The following is a 20368-nucleotide window of genomic DNA, read 5'->3' as shown; positions in this document are numbered from 1 at the left end:
GGCACGATCACTGGGCAGCTGTTGCCCGCCTGGAATACCGCAGACATGACTACGATCTCCTCTTCACTGCCCCCGCTCGTCATCGCGCCGCAAGCGCCAGCGAGCGGCGTGTCCCGCGTTACCAACGTCAACCGCAGCCCCGAGCCGCCCGCGTCCACTTCGGTCACGCTGGGCCAGCAATCGACCGGCGTGCTGACCTATTCGCCCAACACGCTTTCCGCCAACCCGGTGCAGGAACCCGACGCCCTGTCGTCGCTGATGTCGGACAACGTCCGCTCGTCGTCCCTGACCGGTCAGTTCAAGGGCCTGGCCGCCGCGCTGCTGTCGCGCTTCCAGACCGATGGCGGCAACTACTCGCAATTGGTCCCCGCGACTCGCTCGGCCGCGGCCGTGGACGGCGTCGATGGCCCCCAGGCTCAAGCCCAGGCTGATAACTCGGTGGCCCTGCGCATCACCACCGCCAGCGGCGCCAAGGTCAACATCACGCTCGACAGCAATGCAAAGGGCCTGGCCGTGCAGATCGACGTGGGCGACGCCAAGCTCACCGAGGCCGAGCGCAATGCCATCGCCGGCTTGTCCAAATCGTTCCAGGACGCCGTTGACGGCCTGGCGTCGGTGCCGCCCAAGCTGGCCCTCGGCGCGTTGTCCAAGATCGACACCAACGTCCTGTCGTCGGTGTCGCTGGAAGCCACCGTCGGCGCCGAAGGCCCGGACCAGGTCAGCTTCAAGTTTCAGGCCGACGCCGGCCAGCGCGCGCTGACCGTCAAGACCCTGGCCGGTTCCGCCCAGATCAACGTGGATGTCAGCAAGCCCGCCCAGTTCGGCAGCGCCCAGCAGCAATCCGCAGCCATCGACAGCTACCTGACCAAATTCGACAGCGCCCAGAAGCGCGGCGAAGGCGACGCCGCCTTGATGTCGTACTTCAAGCAAGGCTTCTCGGACCTGCACCGCAGCTATGGCGCCTGGTCGCCCCAGGGCGCCACCAACCGCCTGGGCGCGCCGGCTGAAGTCCACCGCACCATGCTGTCCGGCCTGGCCGACTTCTCCGCCTCGGTCAACCAGGCGCCCGTCGCGTCCAACCCGGCTCAGCCGCGCGAACTGGACACGTTCTCGTACCAGACCTCGCAGAACACCAGCAGCAGCGGCCGCCCGCAGTTCGACCTGGCCATCACGCAACAGCAGCAGTCGTCGCTGAGCGCCAGCTTCCATCGCGCGCTGTCGCTGGACCAGAAGCTGAACCTAACTACGGACCCGGATTCGCAGAACTACGCTTTCTACCAGATCCGCGACAACTACGAGAACAAGACCGACATCGGCTACGAAGACGGCAAACTGGCCAAGGCCTCGTTCACCGAGACCAGCACGCTGTCCACCACGGTCTCCAAGTTCGTCAAGGGCAAGCTGGTCGACCAAAGCGCGATTCCGTCCACCCAGACCCGTTCGCGCGACCTGATGGAGCTGCTGCGCGCCGCGGACCTGGATGCTCCGCTCAAGGACGCCACGACCCCGCGCGACCAGGTCGAGGCCGCCTTGATCCGCAAGCAGGAAGACCTGGCCCAGGCCGTGGCCCGCGCCCGCGGTTAATCCCCGCTTCCCGCGCAACGGCAAAGGCGCCCCGAGGGGCGCCTTTGTCTTGTCCGCTTTTATCCGCGTACGGCTACGCGCCTTCGGGCAGCTTCGCGATCACCTTGATCTCGAAGTCAAAGCCGTACAGCCACGTCACGCCCACCGCGGTCAGCGTCGGGTGCGGCGCCTGGCCCCAGTAGTCCGGCACGACTTGCCAGATGGTCTCGAACCTGGAGGCCGGGTCCACCATGAACACAGTCACATCGACCACGTCTTCAAACGTGGCGCCCGCGGCCTTCAGGATGGCGTTCAGGTTGTCGAACGCCTGGCGCACCTGGGCCTGCAGGTCGGGCTCGGGCGAGCCGTCTTCGCGGCTGCCCACTTGGCCCGACACGAACAGAAAGCCGTTGGACCGGATGGCCGGCGAATACCGGTTGCGTTCATATAGCGCCTGGCGTCCAGCCGGAAAAACCACATCACGTGTTGCCATTCGATTGCTCCCAGGGCCATCCGCCCGCATTGATCATGCAGGCACTTTACGGACCCCTTGCGGCGCGATAAACGGGCAACCCTGCCCATCACTGTTTGTAAAATGCAAACAATCCCCAGCCCTCGGAGTGACCATGGACCGTTTCGATGCCATGCAGGCGTTCGCCCGCGTCGTGGAAACCGGCAGCTTCACCAAAGCGGCCGACACCCTGCACATGAGCAAGACCAGCGTCACCCAGCTGGTGCAGCAACTGGAGGCACGGCTGCGCGTGCGGCTCTTGAACCGCACCACCCGCAAGGTCAATGTCACCGCTGACGGCGCGGTGTACTACGAACGCGTGCTGCGCCTCCTGGCCGACATGGACGACGCCGAAACCAGCCTGTCCAGCGCCGCGGCCGTGCCGCGCGGCCGGCTGCGGGTCGACGTGCCCAGCCCGCTCGCCCGCATGATTCTGGCGCCCGCCCTGCCCGCCTTCCATGCCCGCTACCCCGACATCCAGCTGGACATGGGCGTCAGCGACCGCATGGTGGACATCATCGGCGAGAACGTCGACTGCGTCGTGCGCGGCGGTGAACTCACCGACCAATCGCTGATCGCGCGCCGCGTCGGCGACCTGCAACTGCGCGTGTACGCCGCGCCCAGCTATCTGCAGCACGCCGGCAAGCCGGCGCATCCGGCCGACCTGGAAGACTCCCACCACCGCATCGTCGGCTTTCTGTGGTCACGCACCGGCAAACCCCTGCCCTACGCCATGCGCCGCGGCGACGAAAGCGTGCATGCCCAAGGCCGCTACATCGTGGCCATGGACGACGGCAATGCCTACCTGGCAGCCGGCTTGGCGGGCATGGGCATACTGTGGCTGCCCGACTACATGGCCCTGGAACACTCGGCCCGAGGCGAATTGGTGCCCGTGTTCGAAGACTGGAAGCTGGACCCCATGCCCCTGTACATCGCCTACCCGCCCAACCGGCACGTCAGCGCCAAGCTGCGGGTGTTCATCGAGTGGGTGGCGGAATTGATGGCGGAACACGCGCCGCTGATGCGGCCCGGCGCCTAGCCGAACCACGGTACGGCATCGATGGCGGGCATGATGTCGCCCGCCCCCGCCGGCTCGATGACCAGTTCCGCTGCGGGGTCCCGGTCATCTTCGTACGACACCGCGAACTGCCGCAGCGTGACGCGATACAGCCCAGGCCCGATGGGCAGCTGCAATTGTTCGTCGCGGGTAGGCATTTCATCGTCAAACTGCGCGGCCATGGTCAGCTGCGAGTAGTCGGTCAGCCAGAGCCCGCCTTCGCCAACGCGCACCAGGCCGGACACCGTGCGCCAGGCCGCCCCCGGCGAGGCCGCATCCGCGATGCGCAAGGACGCATCGGCCAGATCCGGCCCGGGAAACGCCGCAAACAGCGTCTGCGCATTCATCTGCCGCACAAAGCGTTCGAGCACCTGGGCAAGCGTCCAGTCTTCGTGCACGTACCCCTGATACGTATCGGGGCAGACCAGCGCAACAAAGCCGTCTTCGTCGACATGGGCGTGCAATTCGAACGGGGTGAGGCTCATGGCGGGGTTTCCTGTGCGATTGGCCGTACAGCAATGGCGACAAACGAGTATCCGCCAAACGCCGGCAACGGAACAAGCTCGTATCGACCGCAGCCCTTCGGCCTTGCGCAGCGCCCCCACCGCCCAACTGTTTGCCGCCCGCCTCCGAGATTTGAAATATCAACAAACATTGTGTATCACCCTGCGCAGGCAGGCGCCGAAAATTGGGTAGCATTCACCTGCCTCAACCCATTTGCTTCACCCCTCCGATGTCCCTTGCCACCCCAACCCCGCGCGAGCACTGCCGAGCCCTGTTCGGCAATCCCGTCGCGCCCATCGATGTTTGGGAACGCGAGTTCGACCACGACGATGCCGCGTTGCACGCCCTGGCAAAGAAAGACTGGCGGGACATCAACGCCGACGAACTGAGGCGGTACTACTTGCTGAATCTCGTCCATGTCGAGCCGCTGCAGCCCGAGGTGTTTCGCTATCTGTTTCCCTTGTGCCTGGCCTATTGGCAAGAGGCGCTGATGGACGACAGCGGCCCGGCTTTCGACAACTGGCACGATGTGATGCGCCGAACCTGCTTGTTTGAGACGATGATGACGCCGCCGCAGGCGCAAGCTGTCAAGACGTTCATCACAGACAGCCTGTTGGCAAGGCTGGACCGTGAACGCGGCTTTCTCTATGACGGCTCGCGTACCCCCGCCTACACCTGGCAGTTCGAGATCAATGAACTGGGCGGCAGCCTGCCTTTGGTAGCCCGGTTATGGGACAGATGGTGGGCCGTCGACAGCCCGGGCAAGGCGGTTTCGGCCATCATGTACGCTTCCGGTTTGATTTACGAAGAGGGCGAAAATCCCATCTTCGGCGCCTGGACCCGCGAGCACGGTGGCGGCGGCCCCTATCTGTCAGACGCTGGCGCGAGCGCTGACTGGTCAGCCGATAACCTGCAGGCTTTGCGCGAACGCCTGACGGTCGAGCGATTGCTGACGCTGGTGGACCTGTCGGCTCAACGCCTGCGGCAAGAGCCGGAATTCGCGCTAGCCATGCGCATCGCCGTCGACGCCCGCGACAGAACCGACATCATCGAAATACAGATCGATGCTCTGCTCGAAAGTCTGGCCACGCAGTCTCAATCGTGCTGGCCATGACGGCTGCCCCGACGACGGCCGGGGCCTGCGCGTCCGCTCTTCCATTGCCGATGATTGACCCCACATCCCTGCACCAAGGCCCCCCCATGACCCACATCGACCGCCTGCGCCTGCCCGACGATGACCCCGCCTTCGGCGGCAACCGCATTTTCGACCTGTTCCAGTATTCGCCTGCCGTCACGGCCAACGGCATGGTGTTCATTGCCGGCCAGATCGGCCTGCGCGCCGACGGCACGATTCCCGAATCGGCCGTGGACCAGGCCGATCTGGCGTTCCAGCGCATTCAGGCCGTTCTTGCGCACCTGAACCTGGACTTCACCGATCTCGTCGAGCTGGTGACCTATCACGTGGACGTCGGCGCGCAACTGGCCGACTTTCGCGCCGTGAAGGAAAAGTACATCCGTTCGGATTTTCCGGCCTGGACGATCCTGGGCGTCGCGGCCCTGGCCCGGCCCGAACTGGTGATCGAAATCAAGGCGATTGCCGCCACCCGACCCGTCGAACCCCGCAAAAAGGACTGAATCCCATGCCGTTGACTTCCCTGCTTGCCCGCGTCTGCCTGCTCGCCGTGTTCGCCCACGCGGCGGCGTCAGCCCATCCGACGGGTCAACCGGAACAGGAGTCCGCAGAAGCGTCCTGGGACCAAAAGATGGACCAGCGCCGCGCCAGCATCGACGCCCTGCTGGGCAAGGCGCGGCAGGACGGCATGGCGCTGCTGGTGATTCCCACCCTGAACCTCGATGCCCAGGGCAAGCGGGATTTCCACGACCCGGCCACGCGGATGCGGTTCATGCAGCAAAGCAGCACCATGATGCATTGGAATCACAAGGCCGACGACGGCTACGCGATCTCGGTCGGCCATGCCGAGCACAAGGCCGACATTCCCGACCTGGGGCCGCTGTTCCAGACCCCGCGCGGCAAGCTGACGTACCAGGTGATTCCCGTCTGGCCGGGCGAGTACCGCTTGAATCGCATTGCCTACCACCAGATGGACGCCACCCCGCCCAAGGCCGTCAGAAGCATTCCGGTGGCCGACATGCTGGCCAAGGTCGGCATCGCCGAACTCACCCCCACCACCGACCGGGACTTCAAGAAGACCGCCCCCTGGTCCAACTCGGCCGAACAAGCGGACGACGGCCTGGGCAATGGCTGCGGCCTGGTGCTCCGCCTGGGCGGCGGTTGCGACGAACTGGCCCGCGTGTTCCGCTGGGACGCCAGCGCGCGGATCGCGCTGCAACAACGCCAGGCCGAAGCCGTCCAGGTGCCCGGGGTCGACGTGCTGCTCAGTTTTTCGCCCATCGCCGACATCACCCTGCACCAGGGCGAAGCCGTGCTGACCGACGGCTTCGTGCTGCTGGACGACCAGCCGGTGCTGGCCAGGAACCTGTGCGAAACATCGCTGGATTTCGTGCGCTGCGCGGTGCAGTCGATCACCGTGCAACGCCTGCCCGCCAGCCTGGAAGATTTTCGCCAGGCGCCGGGGGCCGATACCTTCAACCTGCCCCAGACGCATGCGGCCCTGCGCGACCTGGTCTACCGCGCACCCAACGTGCACGCCAAGCCGGTGACCGGCGGCTCACCCAATCTGCTGCGGGCCCAGTAAACCCGGCCTGCCTCGCGGCACGCCGGCATACGGGCGTCTCGGCACCAGGAACGCGACAAATCAGGGCCATATTCGGAACCGTCAGCCCGCTCGCGTTACTAAGGCCTTACCTATCACAAGGAGGGTCTATGGACGCCAATACGTCTGGCACCGTGAAAGCGTGGATTTCCCGATTGGAAGCCGCCATGGGGATCACCATCGGCGCAACCGAACAAGGCGCATTTGCGCTGCGCACCCAGGGCGGCGCCCCCGTCGTCATCGAGCCCGTTGCCGGCCAGATGGGACTGATCCTGTCAGGCCAGATCGGCACGGTTGACGACACCACGCCCACCCCGTTGCTGCTCGCCCTGCTGGCCGCCAACCTGGTGCCGGGCATGGTGGCCCCCAGCAGCATCGGCCTGCAACCCGCAGACCGCACGCTGGTGGTGCGCCTGTTGTGGACGCCGTCGGAAGCCGGATGGACGCAAGACGGCTTTTTCAACGTTCTCAGCGCCTTTGGCGAGCAGGTCGATGCCCTGGCCGCTGCCATCGCCAGCCGCAGCATCGAACAGCTGCTGCCGTCGAAAGCGCCCGCACCGGATGCCGCGCCCGCCCAGGGCCCGGCCCATTTCGCCTGAACAGGAAGCGACACCATGAGCACGCCTTTCGACAGTATCCGCAGCCTGTTCCGGCCCACGAGCACCGCCTCGACCTCGCTGCAAGAGGCCGACACGTCCCTCAAGAAGTTGGATACGGCCCTGGACACCACATCCAAGGTGGCCGACACCTTCATGAAGGAAGGCATTCCGAAGACGACCACCAGCATATTCCTGGGCAAGCTGGGCATCGTCGGCAGCTTCGTCAGCACGGCCCGCGCCTACCAGGACGGCGACGCCAGCGCCATGTTCGCCGGCGGCGCCAGGATCGTCGGTGCGATGGGGACCGGACCGCTCGCCAACATCGCCGACGGTATCAACAATGGCGTGGACCTGGTCAAGGGTCTGGACCAGGGCGACATGCAGAAAGTCACCTTTGCCGGAGCGAAGCTCTGTCTGAACCTGGCGGCCGGCGGCTCGGCGCCCGGCATGCTGCTGCTGGGCGCAAGCGAGTTCGCCTTCGACGCCATCAAGAACAATCCCGACGGCTTCCAGCTGCACAACCACGAAACCCAAGAGTGGATGCGCCGGGGTTCGGACGACAATTACGTCGGCGCCTGACGGCCGCAGCGATCACGTCCCTGACCATCGCGCAGTACGGTTTGCCCCGCGCGCGGATTGGTCAGGGTCACCTTCACTTGTCCAAACCCGCCATCAACACATACTTCACCTCGACGTATTCCTCGATGCCGTAATGGCTGCCTTCGCGCCCATAGCCGGAATGCTTGACCCCGCCGAAGGGCACCGACGCCGTCCCCACCGAACCGGAATTGAGCATCACCATGCCCGACTCGATGTTGCGTGACAGCCGGAAAGCAAGCGCCAGGTCGCGGGTATAGGCATAGGCCACCAGGCCGTATTCCGATGCATTGGCGCGCTGCACGACCTCGTCTTCGGTGTGAAAGCGGTAGATCGGGAACACCGGCCCGAAGATTTCGGTGTGTGCGATGCGCATGCCGTCGTCCAGGCCGGTCAGCACCGTGGGCGAATAGAACAAGCCGCCCTTGGCGTGTGGCTGGCCGCCCAGCACCACGCGCGCCCCGGCGGCCCTGGCGTCGGCGTACGTGTCGTCGCATTGATGACGAACATGACAATCCGCTGACAGTTTTATCGTGTTGGCGATCAATCCTTGCAAGCTGCCATTCAGGCCGCATCACTACAATCAGAACAGTTCCGGCCGTTGATTCCCGCAGCAAAAATCCCTGCACGCCGCGCTGAAATAGTTGTTCACGCCAGCTTGCAGCTTGATGGGAACTCTGCCCGGGCCGCACCGATCCATACTGATTCCTGCCGCTTTTCGATTCGTATTTCATGCCGTCTTCCCAGCAGTCGCCGAATCAGCCTTACGCAGGCGGGATTCGCATCGAAGTCTCCGATTCACGCCAGGCCGCCGCCGCGCGGGACGCGACAGCGCAGTTCCTGTCCGGCCTGGGGTTGCGCGCCACCGCCCATTGCGACCTGCTGGCCGGCCCCGTGCCTGGCGTACACGCCGCGTTGAACGCCGGGTTCGCCGCCACCTACCTGCCCGACCACGACACCACCGGCGTCGCCCGCGCGCTCAGCCTGCGCACCGATGCCAACGCCGCGGACCTGGACCGCGAGATCGTCCTGACCATGCTGGCCAGCCCGGTCGCCTTCACCTTCCCCAGCGTGGCCGAGCTTGAGTCGGCGGTGCGCATACGCCGCTACATCGTGCAGGCCGCCAGCAAGACCGCGCTGGCCTTCGACACCGAACACGCCGAGCGGCCCGACGACTACTTCACCTATGACGAAGCGCGCGGGTTCACCGTGCGGCCCGGGCGCTCGCTGATCGACGGCCTGCGCAAGGCGACGCAGCCCGAGGCCTCGGGCCAGCTGTATTCCTTCTCGTGCTACCGGGCGACGGAATACGTCACGGTGCTGGGCATTGCGCAGGAACTGCACAGCGCCAACCCCGATCTGGCGCGGCGCCTGCAGCGCCAATGGGAAACGCGCGCCGTCATGTCGGGCAGTTTCCACGAGACCTTCCTGCACGAATATGGGTCGCTGGCCGAGCCCCTGCCGCAACGCTTTTACGTGCCGGGCGACCGCCTGTGGTTCCGCAATCCCGATGCGGAATCTTCGGACGTCGAGGGTTACGAGGGGTCCTGGGTGTTCTACCTGGGCGGCGGCCAGTTCAACAATTTCTGGGAACGCGGCGTGCCCTACACGCTGACGTCCAAATGCGTGGAAATCTTCCATTGGCGTGACGGCCTGCGCACTGACACGGCCGGCAAGCGCTACATGGACGAAGACGTGGTCAAGGCCCGCGTGCACGACACGCTGGCCGATCCCAAGGCCACCGCCGCGATTCTGGAGCGCATGATGCGCATCCGCGATCCGCAGGGCGTCTACGACCAGGGCGGCTGCATCGACGCCACCCGCGAACGCGTCCGCTGGGTGCGCCCCGGCCATAGCGATATTGCGCTGCCGGATTTTCCGGGTTCGGCCCGGCCGCTGTCCATCGCGGCCTGATCAGGCGGAATCTGCCGCCTGACGGGCGGAGAATTGCCCCCTATTCCGGGAAAGACCCTCGCTTTATTACAAATGCGATGCGCCCGTGTTAATGTCGATGGATTCTCCCTCATTCCATCGACGGGCCATTGCCTGAACCAGACCTTGCGAGCCATTTTCTTGCCCCGGGGTCACTTGCCATGGCCAGCTTTACAGCCATCCATGCCATATCTGCTGCACGCCCAATCAAACCCGCACGGCTCGTCATGACGCTCCCGCAGGAATTTCCCATCGTGGGCGTGGGCGCTTCCGCTGGCGGCATCGAAGCACTCGAAGGTTTCTTCCGCGGGCTGCCGCCCTTGCCTGGCGTGGCGTTCGTGGTCGTCACGCACCTGAGCCCGTCGCGCGAAAGCCACCTGCCTGAAGTGCTGTCGCGTTACACGACGCTGCCGGTGGTGGCCGCCGCCGATAATCTGCCGGTGGAGATCAACTGCGTCTACGTGCTGCCGCAAGACGCACTGATGTCCATCAGCCACCGCCGCCTGCGGGTGCTCAAGCGCGCCGCGGACCTGCCCGGCCGTCGCCCGATCGACCTGTTCTTTTCCGCACTGGCGCGCGACTGCGGCGATTTCGCGGCGGGGGTGATCCTGTCCGGCAGCAATTCCGACGGCACGCTCGGCATCAAGGCCATCAAGGAACACGGTGGCCTGACGCTGGCGCAAGCGCCCGGCGATTTCGGCCCGCTCAACCCCGAGATGCCCGACAGCGCCATCGCCAGCGGCCTGGTCGATTTCGTGCTGCCCGCCGACCAGATGGGGCCGCCCCTGGCGCAATTCGCCCTGCACGCGCCGGCCGACGAACCGCAAACCAGCGGCCCGGTGCGGCTGGACGCAGCGGGGCTTGAAATCAGCAATCTGCTGCGCAGCCGCATCGGCCACGACTTCAGCGGCTACAAGAACAAAACCTTCATGCGCCGCGTGCAACGCCGCATGCACGTCAACCAGATCGACAACCTCGACAGCTATATCGCGCTTCTGAAAAGCGCCCCCCAAGAGGCCGGCGCGCTGTTTCGCGACCTGCTCATCAGCGTGACCAACTTCTTCCGGGATGCCGAGGCCTTCGATTCGTTGCGGCGCCTGGTCATTCCCCAGCTGCTCGAAGGCCGCGGCGCGGCCGAATCCGTGCGCATCTGGGTGCCGGGCTGCGCGACCGGCGAAGAGGTCTATTCCCTGGCCATCCTGCTGCGCGAGCACATGGACGGCATGTCGGTGGCGCCGCAAGTCCAGCTGTTCGCCACCGACATCGACGACCGGGCGCTGGCGGTGGCCCGGGCCGCGCGTTATCCCGGCCAGTTGCTCGAGGGCCTGTCGCAAGAGCGGCGCGAACGCCATTTCTTTGCCGACGGCGACGGCTACGTGGTCAACAAGCAGGTGCGCGAACTCTGCATCTTCTCGCCGCACAGCGTGCTGCGCGACCCGCCCTTCTCCCGCATCGACCTGATTTCCTGCCGCAACCTGCTGATCTATTTCGGCGGCGACATCCAGAAGCAGGTCATCCCGACGTTCCATTATTCGCTACGCCCCGGCGGTTACCTGTTCCTGGGCATGTCCGAGAACGTCAGCCAGTTCGGCGAGCTGTTCAGCCCCGTCGAGAAAAAACACCGTATTTTCCAGCGCCGCGCCGATGTTGCCGCCCCGCCTCGCCCGGCATTGCCGCTGGCATCGCTGCAATCCCGGGGCCAGCCTCGCATCGGCGTACCGCGTCCGCAAGCCGGCACCGCCGCCCTGCGCCAGGCCGTCGACACCCAGGTGCTGTCGCAGCACGCCCCGGCGCACGTGCTGGTCACCCGCGACGGCGACATCGTCTATTACTCCACCCGCACCGGAAAATACCTGGAAGCCGCGGCCGGCGTACCCACGCGGCAGGTGCTGACGCTGGCCCGCAAGGGCTTGCGGCTGGACCTGCGCACGCTGCTGCACGACGCGGTCGAAACCGGCCAGGCCGCCGTACGCAAGGATGTCGTGGTGGAAGACGACGACGGCCGCGTGCAGCGGGTATCGCTGACCGTCGAGCCCCTGGCGGCCCGCCACGAGAGCGAACCGCTTTACCTGATCCTGTTCGACGACCAGGGCCCCGTCCTGTCGCGGGACGAGGCGCAGGCCCACGCGCGCATGCTGCGCCACGATGCGGCGCAGCACATGGAAACCGAGCTGCGCGACACGCGCGAACGCCTGCAATCCATGATCGAGGAATACGAAACCGCGCTGGAAGAACTGAAGTCGTCGAACGAAGAACTGCTGTCCGTCAACGAAGAACTGCAATCGACCAACGAGGAACTGGAAGCCTCCAAGGAAGAGCTGGTGTCGCTCAACGAAGAGCTGCACACCGTCAATGCCGAATTGCACGGCAAGGTCGACGAGCTGGATCGCAGCAACAGCGACCTGCACAACCTGTTCGAAAGCACCGCCATCGCCACGCTGTTCCTGGACCAGAACCTGATCATCCGCAGCTTCACGCCCGCCGTCAGCGACGTGTTCAACATCCTGCCCGGCGACTGCGGCCGCCCCATCACCGATCTGGCCAGCCGCTTTGACCTGCCCTCGTTCGCCAGCGACATCCAGCAGGTCTACGACCGCTACCAGCCGATCGAACGCCGCATTGCCGGCACCCTGGACGGCAAGCACTACCTGCTGCGCCTCGTGCCCTATCGGGGCAGCGACAGCCAGGTCGACGGTGTCGTCGTGACGTTCATCGATATCACCCAGGTCACCCGGGCCGAGCGCCGCCACCGCATCCTGATCTCCGAGCTGCAGCACCGCACCCGCAACCTGCTCGCACTGGTCAAGAACGTGGCCCGGCGCACGCTGGGTGAAGGCGAGCCCTTCAAGCGCCTGGACACCCGCCTGGCCGCGCTGGACCGGGTACAGGGCCTGCTGGGCGAAAGCGGCAACGAGAAAATCGAATTCGGCGGCATGCTGCGCCGCGAGCTGGACGCCGTGGGCAATGAACACCAGATCACGCTCGCCGGACCGTCCGTCCAGGTGCTGCCCGAACGTATCCAGACGCTGGCGCTGGCGATTCATGAACTGGCCACCAACGCGGTCAAGTATGGCGCCCTGAGCCACGAAGCCGGGCACCTGGACATCGCCTGGCGCGTACAGCCCCAGGACGGCAAGGACCACCTGCTGATCGATTGGACCGAGACCGGCTTGCCGACCCCCCCCGACGCCACCCGCCGCGGCTACGGCCGCGAGCTGATCGAACACGCGCTGGCGTTCACCCTGCGCGCCAAGACGGCGCTGGAGTTCAAGCAGGACGGCCTCGTCTGCCGTATTGACGTGCCGCTGGAAAGCGAGGACGTCGCCGCGGAGCCCGCCGACAAGGCCTGATCCGGCGCGTCACCCGGGCTTGCCCAGGAATGCCTCCGAGTCACCGGACAGACCTACCGCCGGTAGTCCACCGCAGGCAAGGCGACGGGACTCGGATTGCGCGTCACCCATTCGACCGCCCCTTCGCACAGCAGGGCGGGCTCGCCCGACTTCTGCTTGATCGCTTTCGCGGCGGTGGCGGCCCGTTCCAGCTGTGCGGGGGGCAAGGCAGTCCCTGAGCCCAGATGTCCCAGCAGCGCATCGACCATGCGGCGAAAATCCGCATCCCAGTTCACGCCGCCATTGCCGTCCAGTTCGTTGGCGATTCGGCCTGAGAGACGGATGACTTCGCCTTGTACCGTCGCAGCAGGGCCGCTGGAGGGCACCAGCAGATTCCACAGCGCTTCGTGCTGGTCCTGCCATGCGCCGGCCTGGACGACGATGGGCGAGCGGCCGTCATGCATGGCCCGCCGCGCAACCGGGGCCACGGCGAACAGGCTGTACAGCCGATCGAGCGCGGCGCTGTACTCGTCCACCGAATCGCGATTGAACCCCGCGCGATGAAACTCGAACTGCGTGCCGATCTGCGTGATGAATGCTTCCATGCGCGGCGTCTGGCGCGCGCCGGCTGCCAACATGACGGGCGCCACGTTGGCGATGCCGACAATGCCGCTGTTGCTGCAGCGCTGGAGCGCCCATTCCAGCGGCGTGAGGCCGTCGGCCGTCAAGGCATCAGGGTTGGCGCCACGCTGCAACAACAAGCGAACGTTGTCCGCATGGCCGACGCCGCAGGCCTTGTGCAGCGCCGTGCCCCGCCCGCCCTCGCCGCTGTGGACGTCCGCGCCCAGGTCCAGCAGGACGTCCAGCCGACCCTGCCAATGCCCTGCGCGCGACTGCAAGGGCGTATCGCCATAGCTGTCCGCCGCCGAAATATCCGCGCCCTGCTCCACCAGCCAGCGGCAGAGTTCGTCGGGAAACGCATTGAACGCCAACGCCGTCTGCTTGAAGACCCCGCCGCGGGCATCCACGCTGCATGTGGCGAATACCGCTTTCAAGGCATCGACGTCGCCTTCGGCCAGCAGGTCATCAAAGTTCTTGGGTAATAGCTTCTTCAATTTCATACGACTGTGCAGAGGGCGGTGGGATTGTCCGATCGAGACGGTGTGTCAGACCTTGGCCAGGAACGCATCCGCGTCGCCGGCCTCGCACTTCCATTCGGCAAACACGCCCACCAGGTTGCAGTCGACGCAGCGGCAGCCGATGTAGTACCAGCGCACGTCGTTGCTGTCGGCGTAGAGCGCCACGCCCGACATCAATTCGAAGGTGTCTTCGTCGCACACGCAGACATGGCCGCCCAGGTCGGCCTCGTCGGCGAATTCGGCGCTGTCTCCCATGAAATGGACAACGCCGCACTCGGCGCAGGTGCGTTGGGCGACGCCGGCTTCCTCGTCGGACTCCAGGTTGAACGTGCGGTTGCCACAGGTGCAGACCGATTGCGCGTAGCGGACGGCGGGATATTCGTCGTGGCTGAACTTGGCGATCTCGGTCTTGATGTCTTCTGCCGACGTACCGTACCAGTAGTCGCCTTGCTTCTTCAGTGTCATGGCATTCCAGGAAAATTGACGGATCCCGAGATCCGATTTGAACGTGCTGCCCGCTTCTAGCGCTTGCCGAAGTCCTTCTGCTTGAAATCGGTTTCGCCGCGGTAGCCGTACATCTGCGAGACCTTCTGGAAGTCTTCGGGTGAAAATCCCGTCCACGAATAGTTGCGGACATTGCGCCGGGATTGGGCGTCGCGCACGTAGAACGACAGGGCCGCCTTTTGCTCAGGCAGGTTCACTGCCTTGTGCAGCGACGGCACGAATTCGTATTGGGCCGTGGGATAGGTTTTCTTCACGCCCAGCAAAGTGCTGACCGAGATCTGGGTATCGCTGAATTCGTAGCGGTTCACGAAGACGTAGTCTTTGCGGATGATGAGAAACGCGATCAGGCCCAGCCCCACCGTGGCGACGTAGAAGACCGGCGTATCGATGTGGCGGTCGACGGTGTAGCGGTAGGCGTAATTGAAGACCAGCGACAGCAGGCCGACGGCGATGACCAATTGGCCGAGCTGGGCAAACAGCCACTTGGGTTTGTTCTGGATATTGACGATCATCATTACCTCTGGGCGGGCATTTCGGTGATGGAGTCCGGGTGGGCTGGCCGGAAAATGGGGTAGCCGGCAACCCGCCCGGCCGTAGTGTGCCCCAATGCCGCGCAGGATGGATCGTCGAAAAACGGTTTGTTACCCCTTGGCCAACGACTCGGCCAGGGCCAGGGCCTGCGCCAGGAACGGCGACTTGTCATCCTTGCGGTAGCTGGCGATCACCGGTGACACGAAGGCATCGGCATCGATGGCCACATGGGCCACGTCGCGCCGTTGCAGGCGCTGTACCGACGCCGGCACCACGGTCACGCCCAGTCCGGCGGCCACCAGGCCGATGGCGGTCTGCAGTTCGTTGGCCTCTTGCACCACCTGCGGCGCATGGCCGGCGGCGCGGAACAGGCCCAGCACGTGGTCGGCAAAGTTAGGCCGCGGGCGCGCCGGGTACAGCACGAAGGGTTCCTGGGCCAGGCGGTCGACCGTGACGCTGGCGCTGCCGGCCAGCGCGTGGTGCAGCGGCACGGCAGCCATCAAGGGTTCGGTCATCAGCACGCGCCGTTCAATCGCCGGGTCGTCCAGCAGGATGCGGCCGATGCCCAGGTCGATGCGGCCGGCTTTCAGGGCTTCCAGTTGCGGCAGCGTGGTCATCTCGGCCAAGCCGACTTCCACCCGCGGGTCGGCGCTGCGCAGTTGCCGGATCAGTTCGGGCACGAAGCCGTACAGGGTGGACGGCACGAAGCCGATGCCGAACCAGCGGCGCTGGGTCTGGCCCAGGCGGCGGGTGCCTTCCAGCACTTCGTCCAGCCGCGCCGTCAACAGGCGCGATTGCTCCAGCAGGAAGCGGCCGGCCTCGGTCAGGCGCAGGGCCCGGGTGGTGCGCTCGAACAACGCCACGCCCAGTTCTTCTTCGAACTGGCGGATCTGGCGGCTGAGCGGCGGCTGGGCCATATGCAGTTTTTCCGCGGCGCGGGTGAAGCTACCCGCTTCGGCCACGGCCTGGAAGTACCGAAGTTGCCGCAATTGCATGGCTTATTCAGACCTTAAAGGTATCAATAGAGACCCATATAGTCTTGGACTTCGCTCGATCCTGCAAGCGATACTGCGGCCTATTGTTCACACTGGCTGCAAAAAGTATGAATCCGGTAAGCATAGTCTCGGTCGAAGCGATCCTGGTGGACCTGCCGACCATCCGCGCCCACCAGTTGGCCATGGCGGTGATGCAGCGCCAGACGCTGGTGATCGTGCGGCTGCGCTGCAGCGACGGCATCGAGGGCATCGGCGAAGCCACCACCATCGGCGGCCTGTCGTACGGCGAGGAAAGCCCGGAAGGCATGAAGCTGGCGATCGATACCTATCTGGCGCCCGCGCTGGCTGGCCTGGACGCAGCCAACATCCACGGCGCGATGCGGCGCCTGGAAACGGTGGCGCGCGGCAACCGCTTCGCCAAGTCGGCCCTGGAAAGCGCGCTGCTGGATGCCCAGGGCAAGCGCCTGGGCGTGCCGCTGTCGACGCTGCTGGGCGGCGCCGTGCGCACCCGCCTGCCGGTGCTGTGGACCCTGGCCAGCGGCGATACCGCACGCGACATCGAAGAAGCCGAATCGCTGCTCGCCAGCCGCCGCCACAACACATTCAAATTGAAGGTCGGACGTCGCGCCGTGGCCGACGACGTGGCGCACGTATCGCGCATCAAGCAGGCGCTGGGTGACCGTGCCCGCGTGACGGTGGACGTGAACCAGGCCTGGAACGAGGCCGATGCCGCCGGCGCGATCGCGCGCCTGGAAGCGGCCGGCGTGGACCTGATCGAGCAGCCGATTCCGCGCGCCAACCTGGCCGGCATGGCCCGGCTGGCCGCGCGCTTCGTGGTGCCCATCATGGCGGACGAGGCGGTGAACGGCCCGGAAGACGCGCTGGAGATCGCACGCCAGGGCGCGGCCGACGTGCTGGCGCTGAAGATCGCCAAGTCGGGCGGCATCCATGAAATGCTGCGCACCGCCGCGGTGGGCGACGCCGCCGGCATGTCGCTGTATGGCGGCACGATGCTGGAAGGCTCCGTGGGATCGATCGCCTCGGCCCACGGCTTTGCCTGCCTGCCGCGCCTGTCGTGGGGCACCGAGTTGTTCGGACCGCTGCTGCTGAAAGACGACATCGTCGCCAACCCGCCGCGCTACACGGATTTCGAGATGGAGATACCCAGCGGCCCCGGCCTGGGGCTGGAACTGGACGAAGACAAACTGACGTTCTACCGCAGGGGTAACTGACCCCCCTGCCCCGATCACCCCCGCGCGCACGGCCCCGGCCGTTGCGCCGGCAACAATAATTCAAGCACGACGGAGACAGCATGCCATTTCGCCACGCCTTCAAACACCTTGCCCGGGCCTGCATGGGCCTGGCCCTGCTGGGGGCCGCCAGCGGCGCCTATGCCGACGGCTACCCGGACCGCCCGGTCAAGTGGATCGTGCCGTTCCCGCCCGGCGGCGCGATGGACAGCATCGCCCGCACGCTGGGCGAGTCGATGGGCAAGCAGCTGAACACCTCGTTCATCGTCGAGAACCGCGCAGGCGCGGGCGGCAACATCGGCGCGGCCAGCGTGGCGCGGTCCAAGCCGGACGGCTACACGATCCTGATCGTGGCCAACGGCATGGCCGTGAACCCGGCGCTGTACGCCGACCTGAACTACGACCCGATCAAGGATTTCGCGCCGATCTCGCTGTTGGCGGTGGTGCCGAACGTGCTGGTCACCAACCCCGCGCGCAACGACGTCAAGAGCGTGGACGACGTGATCGCCAAGGCGAAAGCGCAGCCCAACCACTACACGTTTGCGTCGGCCGGCGTGGGCACGTCGATTCACCTGGCGGGCGAGCTGTTCGTGTCGATGGCCAAGATCGACATGCTGCACGTGCCGTACAAGGGCAGCGGCCCGGCCATCGCGGACCTTCTGGGCGGCCAGGTCGACTACATGTTCGACAGCATCACGTCGGCCAAGCCGCACATCGAAGCCGGCAAGCTGCGCGCGCTGGCGGTGACCACCAGCAAGCGCTCGGCCGCGCTGCCCAACGTGCCCACGGTGGCCGAAAGCGGCCTGCCCGGCTACGAACTGATGCCCTGGTTCGCCGCCTTTGCGCCGGCCGGCACGCCGCCGGAAGTCGTGGCCAAGCTGAACGCCGCCATGCGCCAGGCGCTGAACGAGCCCAAGGTGAAGGCCACGCTGGATTCGATCGGCGCGGAATCCATCGGCGGCTCGCCCGACGAACTGCGCGACCACCTGGCCAAGGAAACGGCGCAGTGGAAGGTGTTGGTCAAGGAACGCAACATCAAGATCAACTGAGCCGCTTGCGGGCTTGAATGGCGGCCTTCGGGCTGCCTTGGATGCGCCGGCCGGGCTTTGCCCGGGCCGGCGCTGTCGCGTCGGGCGCGCCAAACGCACCGTTTGCCGTGACGGCGAGCCTGCGATGACGTGCGGCGCGGCGATCGCGTGCCGGCTGCTAGGCCGGCGCCGTCGCATCCAGCAGATGATCGACGATGGCCAGGATCTGGTCGGCCGCCTGGGCGATGTGGCGTTCCAACGCGGCCTCGGCCTTGTCGGCCTGGCCCTGGCGGCTGAGCGCGATGAGCTCGGAATGTTCGTCGTGGGCCTGCTGGCGGATGGGCGCATTGACGATCTGGAAGCGGAAATAGCGCTCGGACTTTTCATGCAGGGCGCGCACCATCGCCAGCGCCGCGGGCCGCTGGGCGGCGCGGTACAGCAGCTCGTGCAGTTGCCAGTTCAACCGGCCCCATTGATCGGGCGCGGCGCTGTCCATCTCGGCCACCACCTGGGCCGCGCGGTCCAGGTCGGCCGCCTCGTGCTGCTGCACGGCCAGGCTGAACAACCAGGGTTCGAGCCGCAGGCGGATGTCGAAGAATTCCTGCACTTCGGCGCGCGACAGCATCGAGACGTAGGCGCCGCGGTGCGCAATCATGTCGACCAGCCCTTCGGCGCTGAGCTGGCGGATGGCTTCGCGCACCGGCAGCCGGCTGACCCCCAGTTCATCGGCCAGCAGTTCCTGCCGCAAGGCCGAGCCGGGCGCGATGGCGCCGGACAGGATCCGGTCGCGCAGGTCGTCGACCACGAGGTCGACGGCGGTCTTGCGCACGAGGCGGCCGGCAGAGGATGAAGACGAGGCGGAGGATGCGGGCGAGGTCCGGGTCACGTGATACCTGATGCGTGAGGCCGCCCGGCGGGCGCCGCGCGGCTGAGGGATGCCGGCCATCAGCCGGCTGAGGCGGCGGCAGCCGCCATGCCCAGGAAAACCCCGAGAGACAGCGGGTGCCGGTAGCCCGTTTAATGCGAAGTATATTGGATCCATGATCCAGTTGAAACCGACAGCCTCGGCTGCCGGGTGTCACAGGCCAAGCGCCTGTTTTTTCTAGCCTTTTTATTTTGGATCCAATATCCAATTAGAACGATCCGACGGGAACGGCCCGGCGGACCTCGCAACAGGAGCAGCAGCATGAGCATTCAATGGCAAGGCGTCTTTCCCGCCGTCACCACCAAACTGAAACCTGATTTCTCGTTGGACCTGGACGCCATCCGCCAGGGCTTGGAACGGCTGATCGCCAACGGCGTGGGCGGCGTGGTGATGATGGGCATGGTGGGCGAAAACGCCCAGTTGGCCCCCGATGAAAAACTGGCGGTGCTGCGCACGGCGGTCGAGACCGTGCGCGGCCGTGTGCCGGTGGTGTCCGGCGTGGCCGAAACCGGCACCGCCCGCGCCGCCGCCTTCGCGCAGGAAGCGGCCCGGATCGGCGTGGACGGCCTGATGGTGTTTCCGGGGCTGACCTACAAATCGGACGACCGCGAAACCATCGCGTTCTACCGCAGAGTGGCGCAGGCCAGCCCGCTGCCGATCCTGCTGTACAACAATCCGCGCGGCTACGGCGTGGACCTGACGCCCGACGTGGTGGCCGAACTGCTGCAGGAACCCACCATCGTCGCCATCAAGGAAGAGTCCTACGACACCACTCGCGTCACCGACCTGATCACGCGCTTCGGCGACCGGTTGGCGGTGGTCTGCGGCGTCGACGACCTGGTGCTGGAAAGCGCCGCGCTGGGCGTCACCGCCTGGGTGTCCGGCATGGCCAACGCCGTGCCCAAGGCGTCGGTGGACCTGCTGCGACTGGCGGCCGAAGGCGATTTCGTGCGCGCCCGCAAGCTGTACGCCGCGCTGACGCCGCTGTTCCACCTGGATACGGTGGTCAAGCTGGTACAGCACATCAAGCTGGCCGAGCACCTGATCACCGGCAGCGCCGAAACCGTCAAGCCGCCGCGCCTGGACCTGGCCGGCGCCGAGCGCGAACGCACCCTTGCCATCACCCGCCAGACACTGGCCGACCTGGCCGCCTTGGGCTATTGATACGA

General features: G+C 65.9%; 20 protein-coding genes. 12 read left to right on the top strand and 8 right to left on the bottom strand.

What is annotated here, in order from left to right; genetic code table 11:
* The first annotated feature begins 45 nt into the window (after nucleotides 1-45).
* Nucleotides 46-1584 (top strand): hypothetical protein, encoded by a 1539-nt coding sequence (locus tag AC6LJ2_RS16175; protein ID WP_498151736.1) that lies wholly within the window; start codon nucleotides 46-48, stop codon nucleotides 1582-1584.
* A 73-nt stretch (nucleotides 1585-1657) separates the two neighbouring features.
* Here the strand turns inward: AC6LJ2_RS16175 and AC6LJ2_RS16170 are convergent, their stop codons facing one another.
* A complete protein-coding gene (locus AC6LJ2_RS16170) occupies nucleotides 1658-2056 on the bottom strand; it encodes a Rid family hydrolase (protein WP_263912679.1) in 399 nt (132 codons plus the stop codon).
* 133 nt (nucleotides 2057-2189) lie between these two features.
* On the opposite strand from AC6LJ2_RS16170, the gene AC6LJ2_RS16165 reads away from it, so the two are divergent.
* Complete coding sequence (locus AC6LJ2_RS16165; RefSeq protein ID WP_498151735.1) at nucleotides 2190-3113, top strand: LysR family transcriptional regulator; 924 nt, start codon at nucleotides 2190-2192, stop codon at nucleotides 3111-3113.
* On the opposite strand, the gene AC6LJ2_RS16160 is transcribed toward AC6LJ2_RS16165, so the two are convergent.
* A complete protein-coding gene (locus AC6LJ2_RS16160; protein WP_498151734.1) occupies nucleotides 3110-3616 on the bottom strand; it encodes a hypothetical protein in 507 nt (168 codons plus the stop codon). The two genes, AC6LJ2_RS16165 and AC6LJ2_RS16160, sit on opposite strands and share 4 nt — an antisense overlap.
* A gap of 248 nt (nucleotides 3617-3864) precedes the next feature.
* Here AC6LJ2_RS16160 and AC6LJ2_RS16155 point away from each other — a divergent pair, with 248 nt between their 5' ends.
* The 5 genes from AC6LJ2_RS16155 (at nucleotide 3865) to AC6LJ2_RS16135 (ending at nucleotide 7548) form a co-directional block, all read left to right on the top strand.
* Nucleotides 3865-4749, top strand: a complete 885-nt coding sequence (locus AC6LJ2_RS16155) for a hypothetical protein (RefSeq protein ID WP_498151733.1) — start codon at nucleotides 3865-3867, stop codon at nucleotides 4747-4749.
* An 86-nt stretch (nucleotides 4750-4835) separates the two neighbouring features.
* Nucleotides 4836-5270: a RidA family protein gene (locus tag AC6LJ2_RS16150; protein ID WP_498151732.1), complete on the top strand. Its 435-nt coding sequence runs from the start codon at nucleotides 4836-4838 to the stop codon at nucleotides 5268-5270.
* Nucleotides 5271-5275: 5 nt separating this feature from the next.
* The gene (locus tag AC6LJ2_RS16145) at nucleotides 5276-6352 is read left to right on the top strand and encodes a hypothetical protein (protein ID WP_498151731.1); all 1077 of its coding nucleotides are present in this window, start codon (nucleotides 5276-5278) and stop codon (nucleotides 6350-6352) included.
* 128 nt (nucleotides 6353-6480) lie between these two features.
* Nucleotides 6481-6969 carry a CesT family type III secretion system chaperone gene (locus tag AC6LJ2_RS16140; protein WP_263912674.1) on the top strand — a complete coding sequence of 163 codons (489 nt, stop codon included), beginning with the start codon at nucleotides 6481-6483 and terminating at the stop codon, nucleotides 6967-6969.
* Nucleotides 6970-6984: 15 nt separating this feature from the next.
* Nucleotides 6985-7548 (top strand): hypothetical protein, encoded by a 564-nt coding sequence (locus tag AC6LJ2_RS16135; protein ID WP_263912673.1) that lies wholly within the window; start codon nucleotides 6985-6987, stop codon nucleotides 7546-7548.
* A 73-nt stretch (nucleotides 7549-7621) separates the two neighbouring features.
* Here the strand turns inward: AC6LJ2_RS16135 and AC6LJ2_RS16130 are convergent, their stop codons facing one another.
* Complete coding sequence (locus AC6LJ2_RS16130) at nucleotides 7622-8113, bottom strand: aldehyde dehydrogenase family protein (RefSeq protein WP_498151748.1); 492 nt, start codon at nucleotides 8111-8113, stop codon at nucleotides 7622-7624.
* A 185-nt stretch (nucleotides 8114-8298) separates the two neighbouring features.
* Here AC6LJ2_RS16130 and AC6LJ2_RS16125 point away from each other — a divergent pair, with 185 nt between their 5' ends.
* Entirely contained in the window at nucleotides 8299-9480 is a 1182-nt protein-coding gene (locus AC6LJ2_RS16125; protein WP_498151730.1) for a TGL-type protein-glutamine gamma-glutamyltransferase, read from the top strand.
* A 245-nt stretch (nucleotides 9481-9725) separates the two neighbouring features.
* Nucleotides 9726-12848: a CheR family methyltransferase gene (locus AC6LJ2_RS16120; RefSeq protein ID WP_498151729.1), complete on the top strand. Its 3123-nt coding sequence runs from the start codon at nucleotides 9726-9728 to the stop codon at nucleotides 12846-12848.
* Between the two features lie 53 nt (nucleotides 12849-12901).
* On the opposite strand, the gene AC6LJ2_RS16115 is transcribed toward AC6LJ2_RS16120, so the two are convergent.
* The 4 genes from AC6LJ2_RS16115 to AC6LJ2_RS16100 all read right to left on the bottom strand — a co-directional run bounded on the left by AC6LJ2_RS16115 (nucleotide 12902) and on the right by AC6LJ2_RS16100 (nucleotide 15996).
* Nucleotides 12902-13948: an ankyrin repeat domain-containing protein gene (locus AC6LJ2_RS16115; protein WP_263912670.1), complete on the bottom strand. Its 1047-nt coding sequence runs from the start codon at nucleotides 13946-13948 to the stop codon at nucleotides 12902-12904.
* Nucleotides 13949-13993: 45 nt separating this feature from the next.
* A complete protein-coding gene (locus AC6LJ2_RS16110) occupies nucleotides 13994-14431 on the bottom strand; it encodes a hypothetical protein (RefSeq protein ID WP_263912669.1) in 438 nt (145 codons plus the stop codon).
* 56 nt (nucleotides 14432-14487) lie between these two features.
* A complete protein-coding gene (locus tag AC6LJ2_RS16105) occupies nucleotides 14488-14985 on the bottom strand; it encodes a hypothetical protein (protein WP_263912668.1) in 498 nt (165 codons plus the stop codon).
* Between the two features lie 126 nt (nucleotides 14986-15111).
* On the bottom strand, nucleotides 15112-15996 hold the full coding sequence (locus AC6LJ2_RS16100; protein WP_263912667.1) for a LysR family transcriptional regulator: 885 nt from the start codon (nucleotides 15994-15996) through the stop codon (nucleotides 15112-15114).
* A 107-nt stretch (nucleotides 15997-16103) separates the two neighbouring features.
* On the opposite strand from AC6LJ2_RS16100, the gene AC6LJ2_RS16095 reads away from it, so the two are divergent.
* Nucleotides 16104-17228 carry a muconate/chloromuconate family cycloisomerase gene (locus tag AC6LJ2_RS16095; protein ID WP_263912666.1) on the top strand — a complete coding sequence of 375 codons (1125 nt, stop codon included), beginning with the start codon at nucleotides 16104-16106 and terminating at the stop codon, nucleotides 17226-17228.
* A gap of 80 nt (nucleotides 17229-17308) precedes the next feature.
* The gene (locus AC6LJ2_RS16090) at nucleotides 17309-18295 is read left to right on the top strand and encodes a Bug family tripartite tricarboxylate transporter substrate binding protein (protein WP_263912665.1); all 987 of its coding nucleotides are present in this window, start codon (nucleotides 17309-17311) and stop codon (nucleotides 18293-18295) included.
* 157 nt (nucleotides 18296-18452) lie between these two features.
* Here the strand turns inward: AC6LJ2_RS16090 and AC6LJ2_RS16085 are convergent, their stop codons facing one another.
* Nucleotides 18453-19103, bottom strand: coding sequence for a GntR family transcriptional regulator (locus tag AC6LJ2_RS16085; RefSeq protein ID WP_263912664.1), 651 nt, complete (start codon nucleotides 19101-19103; stop codon nucleotides 18453-18455).
* 357 nt (nucleotides 19104-19460) lie between these two features.
* On the opposite strand from AC6LJ2_RS16085, the gene AC6LJ2_RS16080 reads away from it, so the two are divergent.
* Nucleotides 19461-20363: a dihydrodipicolinate synthase family protein gene (locus tag AC6LJ2_RS16080; protein WP_498151728.1), complete on the top strand. Its 903-nt coding sequence runs from the start codon at nucleotides 19461-19463 to the stop codon at nucleotides 20361-20363.
* Nucleotides 20364-20368 lie beyond the last annotated feature (5 nt).

Source organism: Achromobacter sp. 1014246743 (assembly GCF_059760725.1).
This window is presented reverse-complemented; position numbering and strand designations above follow the sequence as displayed.

Excerpts from the sequence above, each read along its gene's own strand:
- AC6LJ2_RS16175 (WP_498151736.1), top strand. The coding sequence starts at position 46 with ATGACTACGATCTCCTCTTCACTGCCCCCGCTCGTCATCGCGCCGCAA.
- AC6LJ2_RS16115 (WP_263912670.1), bottom strand. The coding sequence starts at position 13,948 with ATGAAATTGAAGAAGCTATTACCCAAGAACTTTGATGACCTGCTGGCC.
- AC6LJ2_RS16165 (WP_498151735.1), top strand. The coding sequence starts at position 2,190 with ATGGACCGTTTCGATGCCATGCAGGCGTTCGCCCGCGTCGTGGAAACC.
- AC6LJ2_RS16170 (WP_263912679.1), bottom strand. The coding sequence starts at position 2,056 with ATGGCAACACGTGATGTGGTTTTTCCGGCTGGACGCCAGGCGCTATAT.
- AC6LJ2_RS16135 (WP_263912673.1), top strand. The coding sequence starts at position 6,985 with ATGAGCACGCCTTTCGACAGTATCCGCAGCCTGTTCCGGCCCACGAGC.
- AC6LJ2_RS16145 (WP_498151731.1), top strand. The coding sequence starts at position 5,276 with ATGCCGTTGACTTCCCTGCTTGCCCGCGTCTGCCTGCTCGCCGTGTTC.
- AC6LJ2_RS16125 (WP_498151730.1), top strand. The coding sequence starts at position 8,299 with ATGCCGTCTTCCCAGCAGTCGCCGAATCAGCCTTACGCAGGCGGGATT.
- AC6LJ2_RS16105 (WP_263912668.1), bottom strand. The coding sequence starts at position 14,985 with ATGATGATCGTCAATATCCAGAACAAACCCAAGTGGCTGTTTGCCCAG.
- AC6LJ2_RS16095 (WP_263912666.1), top strand. The coding sequence starts at position 16,104 with ATGAATCCGGTAAGCATAGTCTCGGTCGAAGCGATCCTGGTGGACCTG.
- AC6LJ2_RS16155 (WP_498151733.1), top strand. The coding sequence starts at position 3,865 with ATGTCCCTTGCCACCCCAACCCCGCGCGAGCACTGCCGAGCCCTGTTC.
- AC6LJ2_RS16150 (WP_498151732.1), top strand. The coding sequence starts at position 4,836 with ATGACCCACATCGACCGCCTGCGCCTGCCCGACGATGACCCCGCCTTC.
- AC6LJ2_RS16120 (WP_498151729.1), top strand. The coding sequence starts at position 9,726 with ATGACGCTCCCGCAGGAATTTCCCATCGTGGGCGTGGGCGCTTCCGCT.
- AC6LJ2_RS16100 (WP_263912667.1), bottom strand. The coding sequence starts at position 15,996 with ATGCAATTGCGGCAACTTCGGTACTTCCAGGCCGTGGCCGAAGCGGGT.
- AC6LJ2_RS16140 (WP_263912674.1), top strand. The coding sequence starts at position 6,481 with ATGGACGCCAATACGTCTGGCACCGTGAAAGCGTGGATTTCCCGATTG.
- AC6LJ2_RS16160 (WP_498151734.1), bottom strand. The coding sequence starts at position 3,616 with ATGAGCCTCACCCCGTTCGAATTGCACGCCCATGTCGACGAAGACGGC.
- AC6LJ2_RS16080 (WP_498151728.1), top strand. The coding sequence starts at position 19,461 with ATGAGCATTCAATGGCAAGGCGTCTTTCCCGCCGTCACCACCAAACTG.
- AC6LJ2_RS16090 (WP_263912665.1), top strand. The coding sequence starts at position 17,309 with ATGCCATTTCGCCACGCCTTCAAACACCTTGCCCGGGCCTGCATGGGC.
- AC6LJ2_RS16110 (WP_263912669.1), bottom strand. The coding sequence starts at position 14,431 with ATGACACTGAAGAAGCAAGGCGACTACTGGTACGGTACGTCGGCAGAA.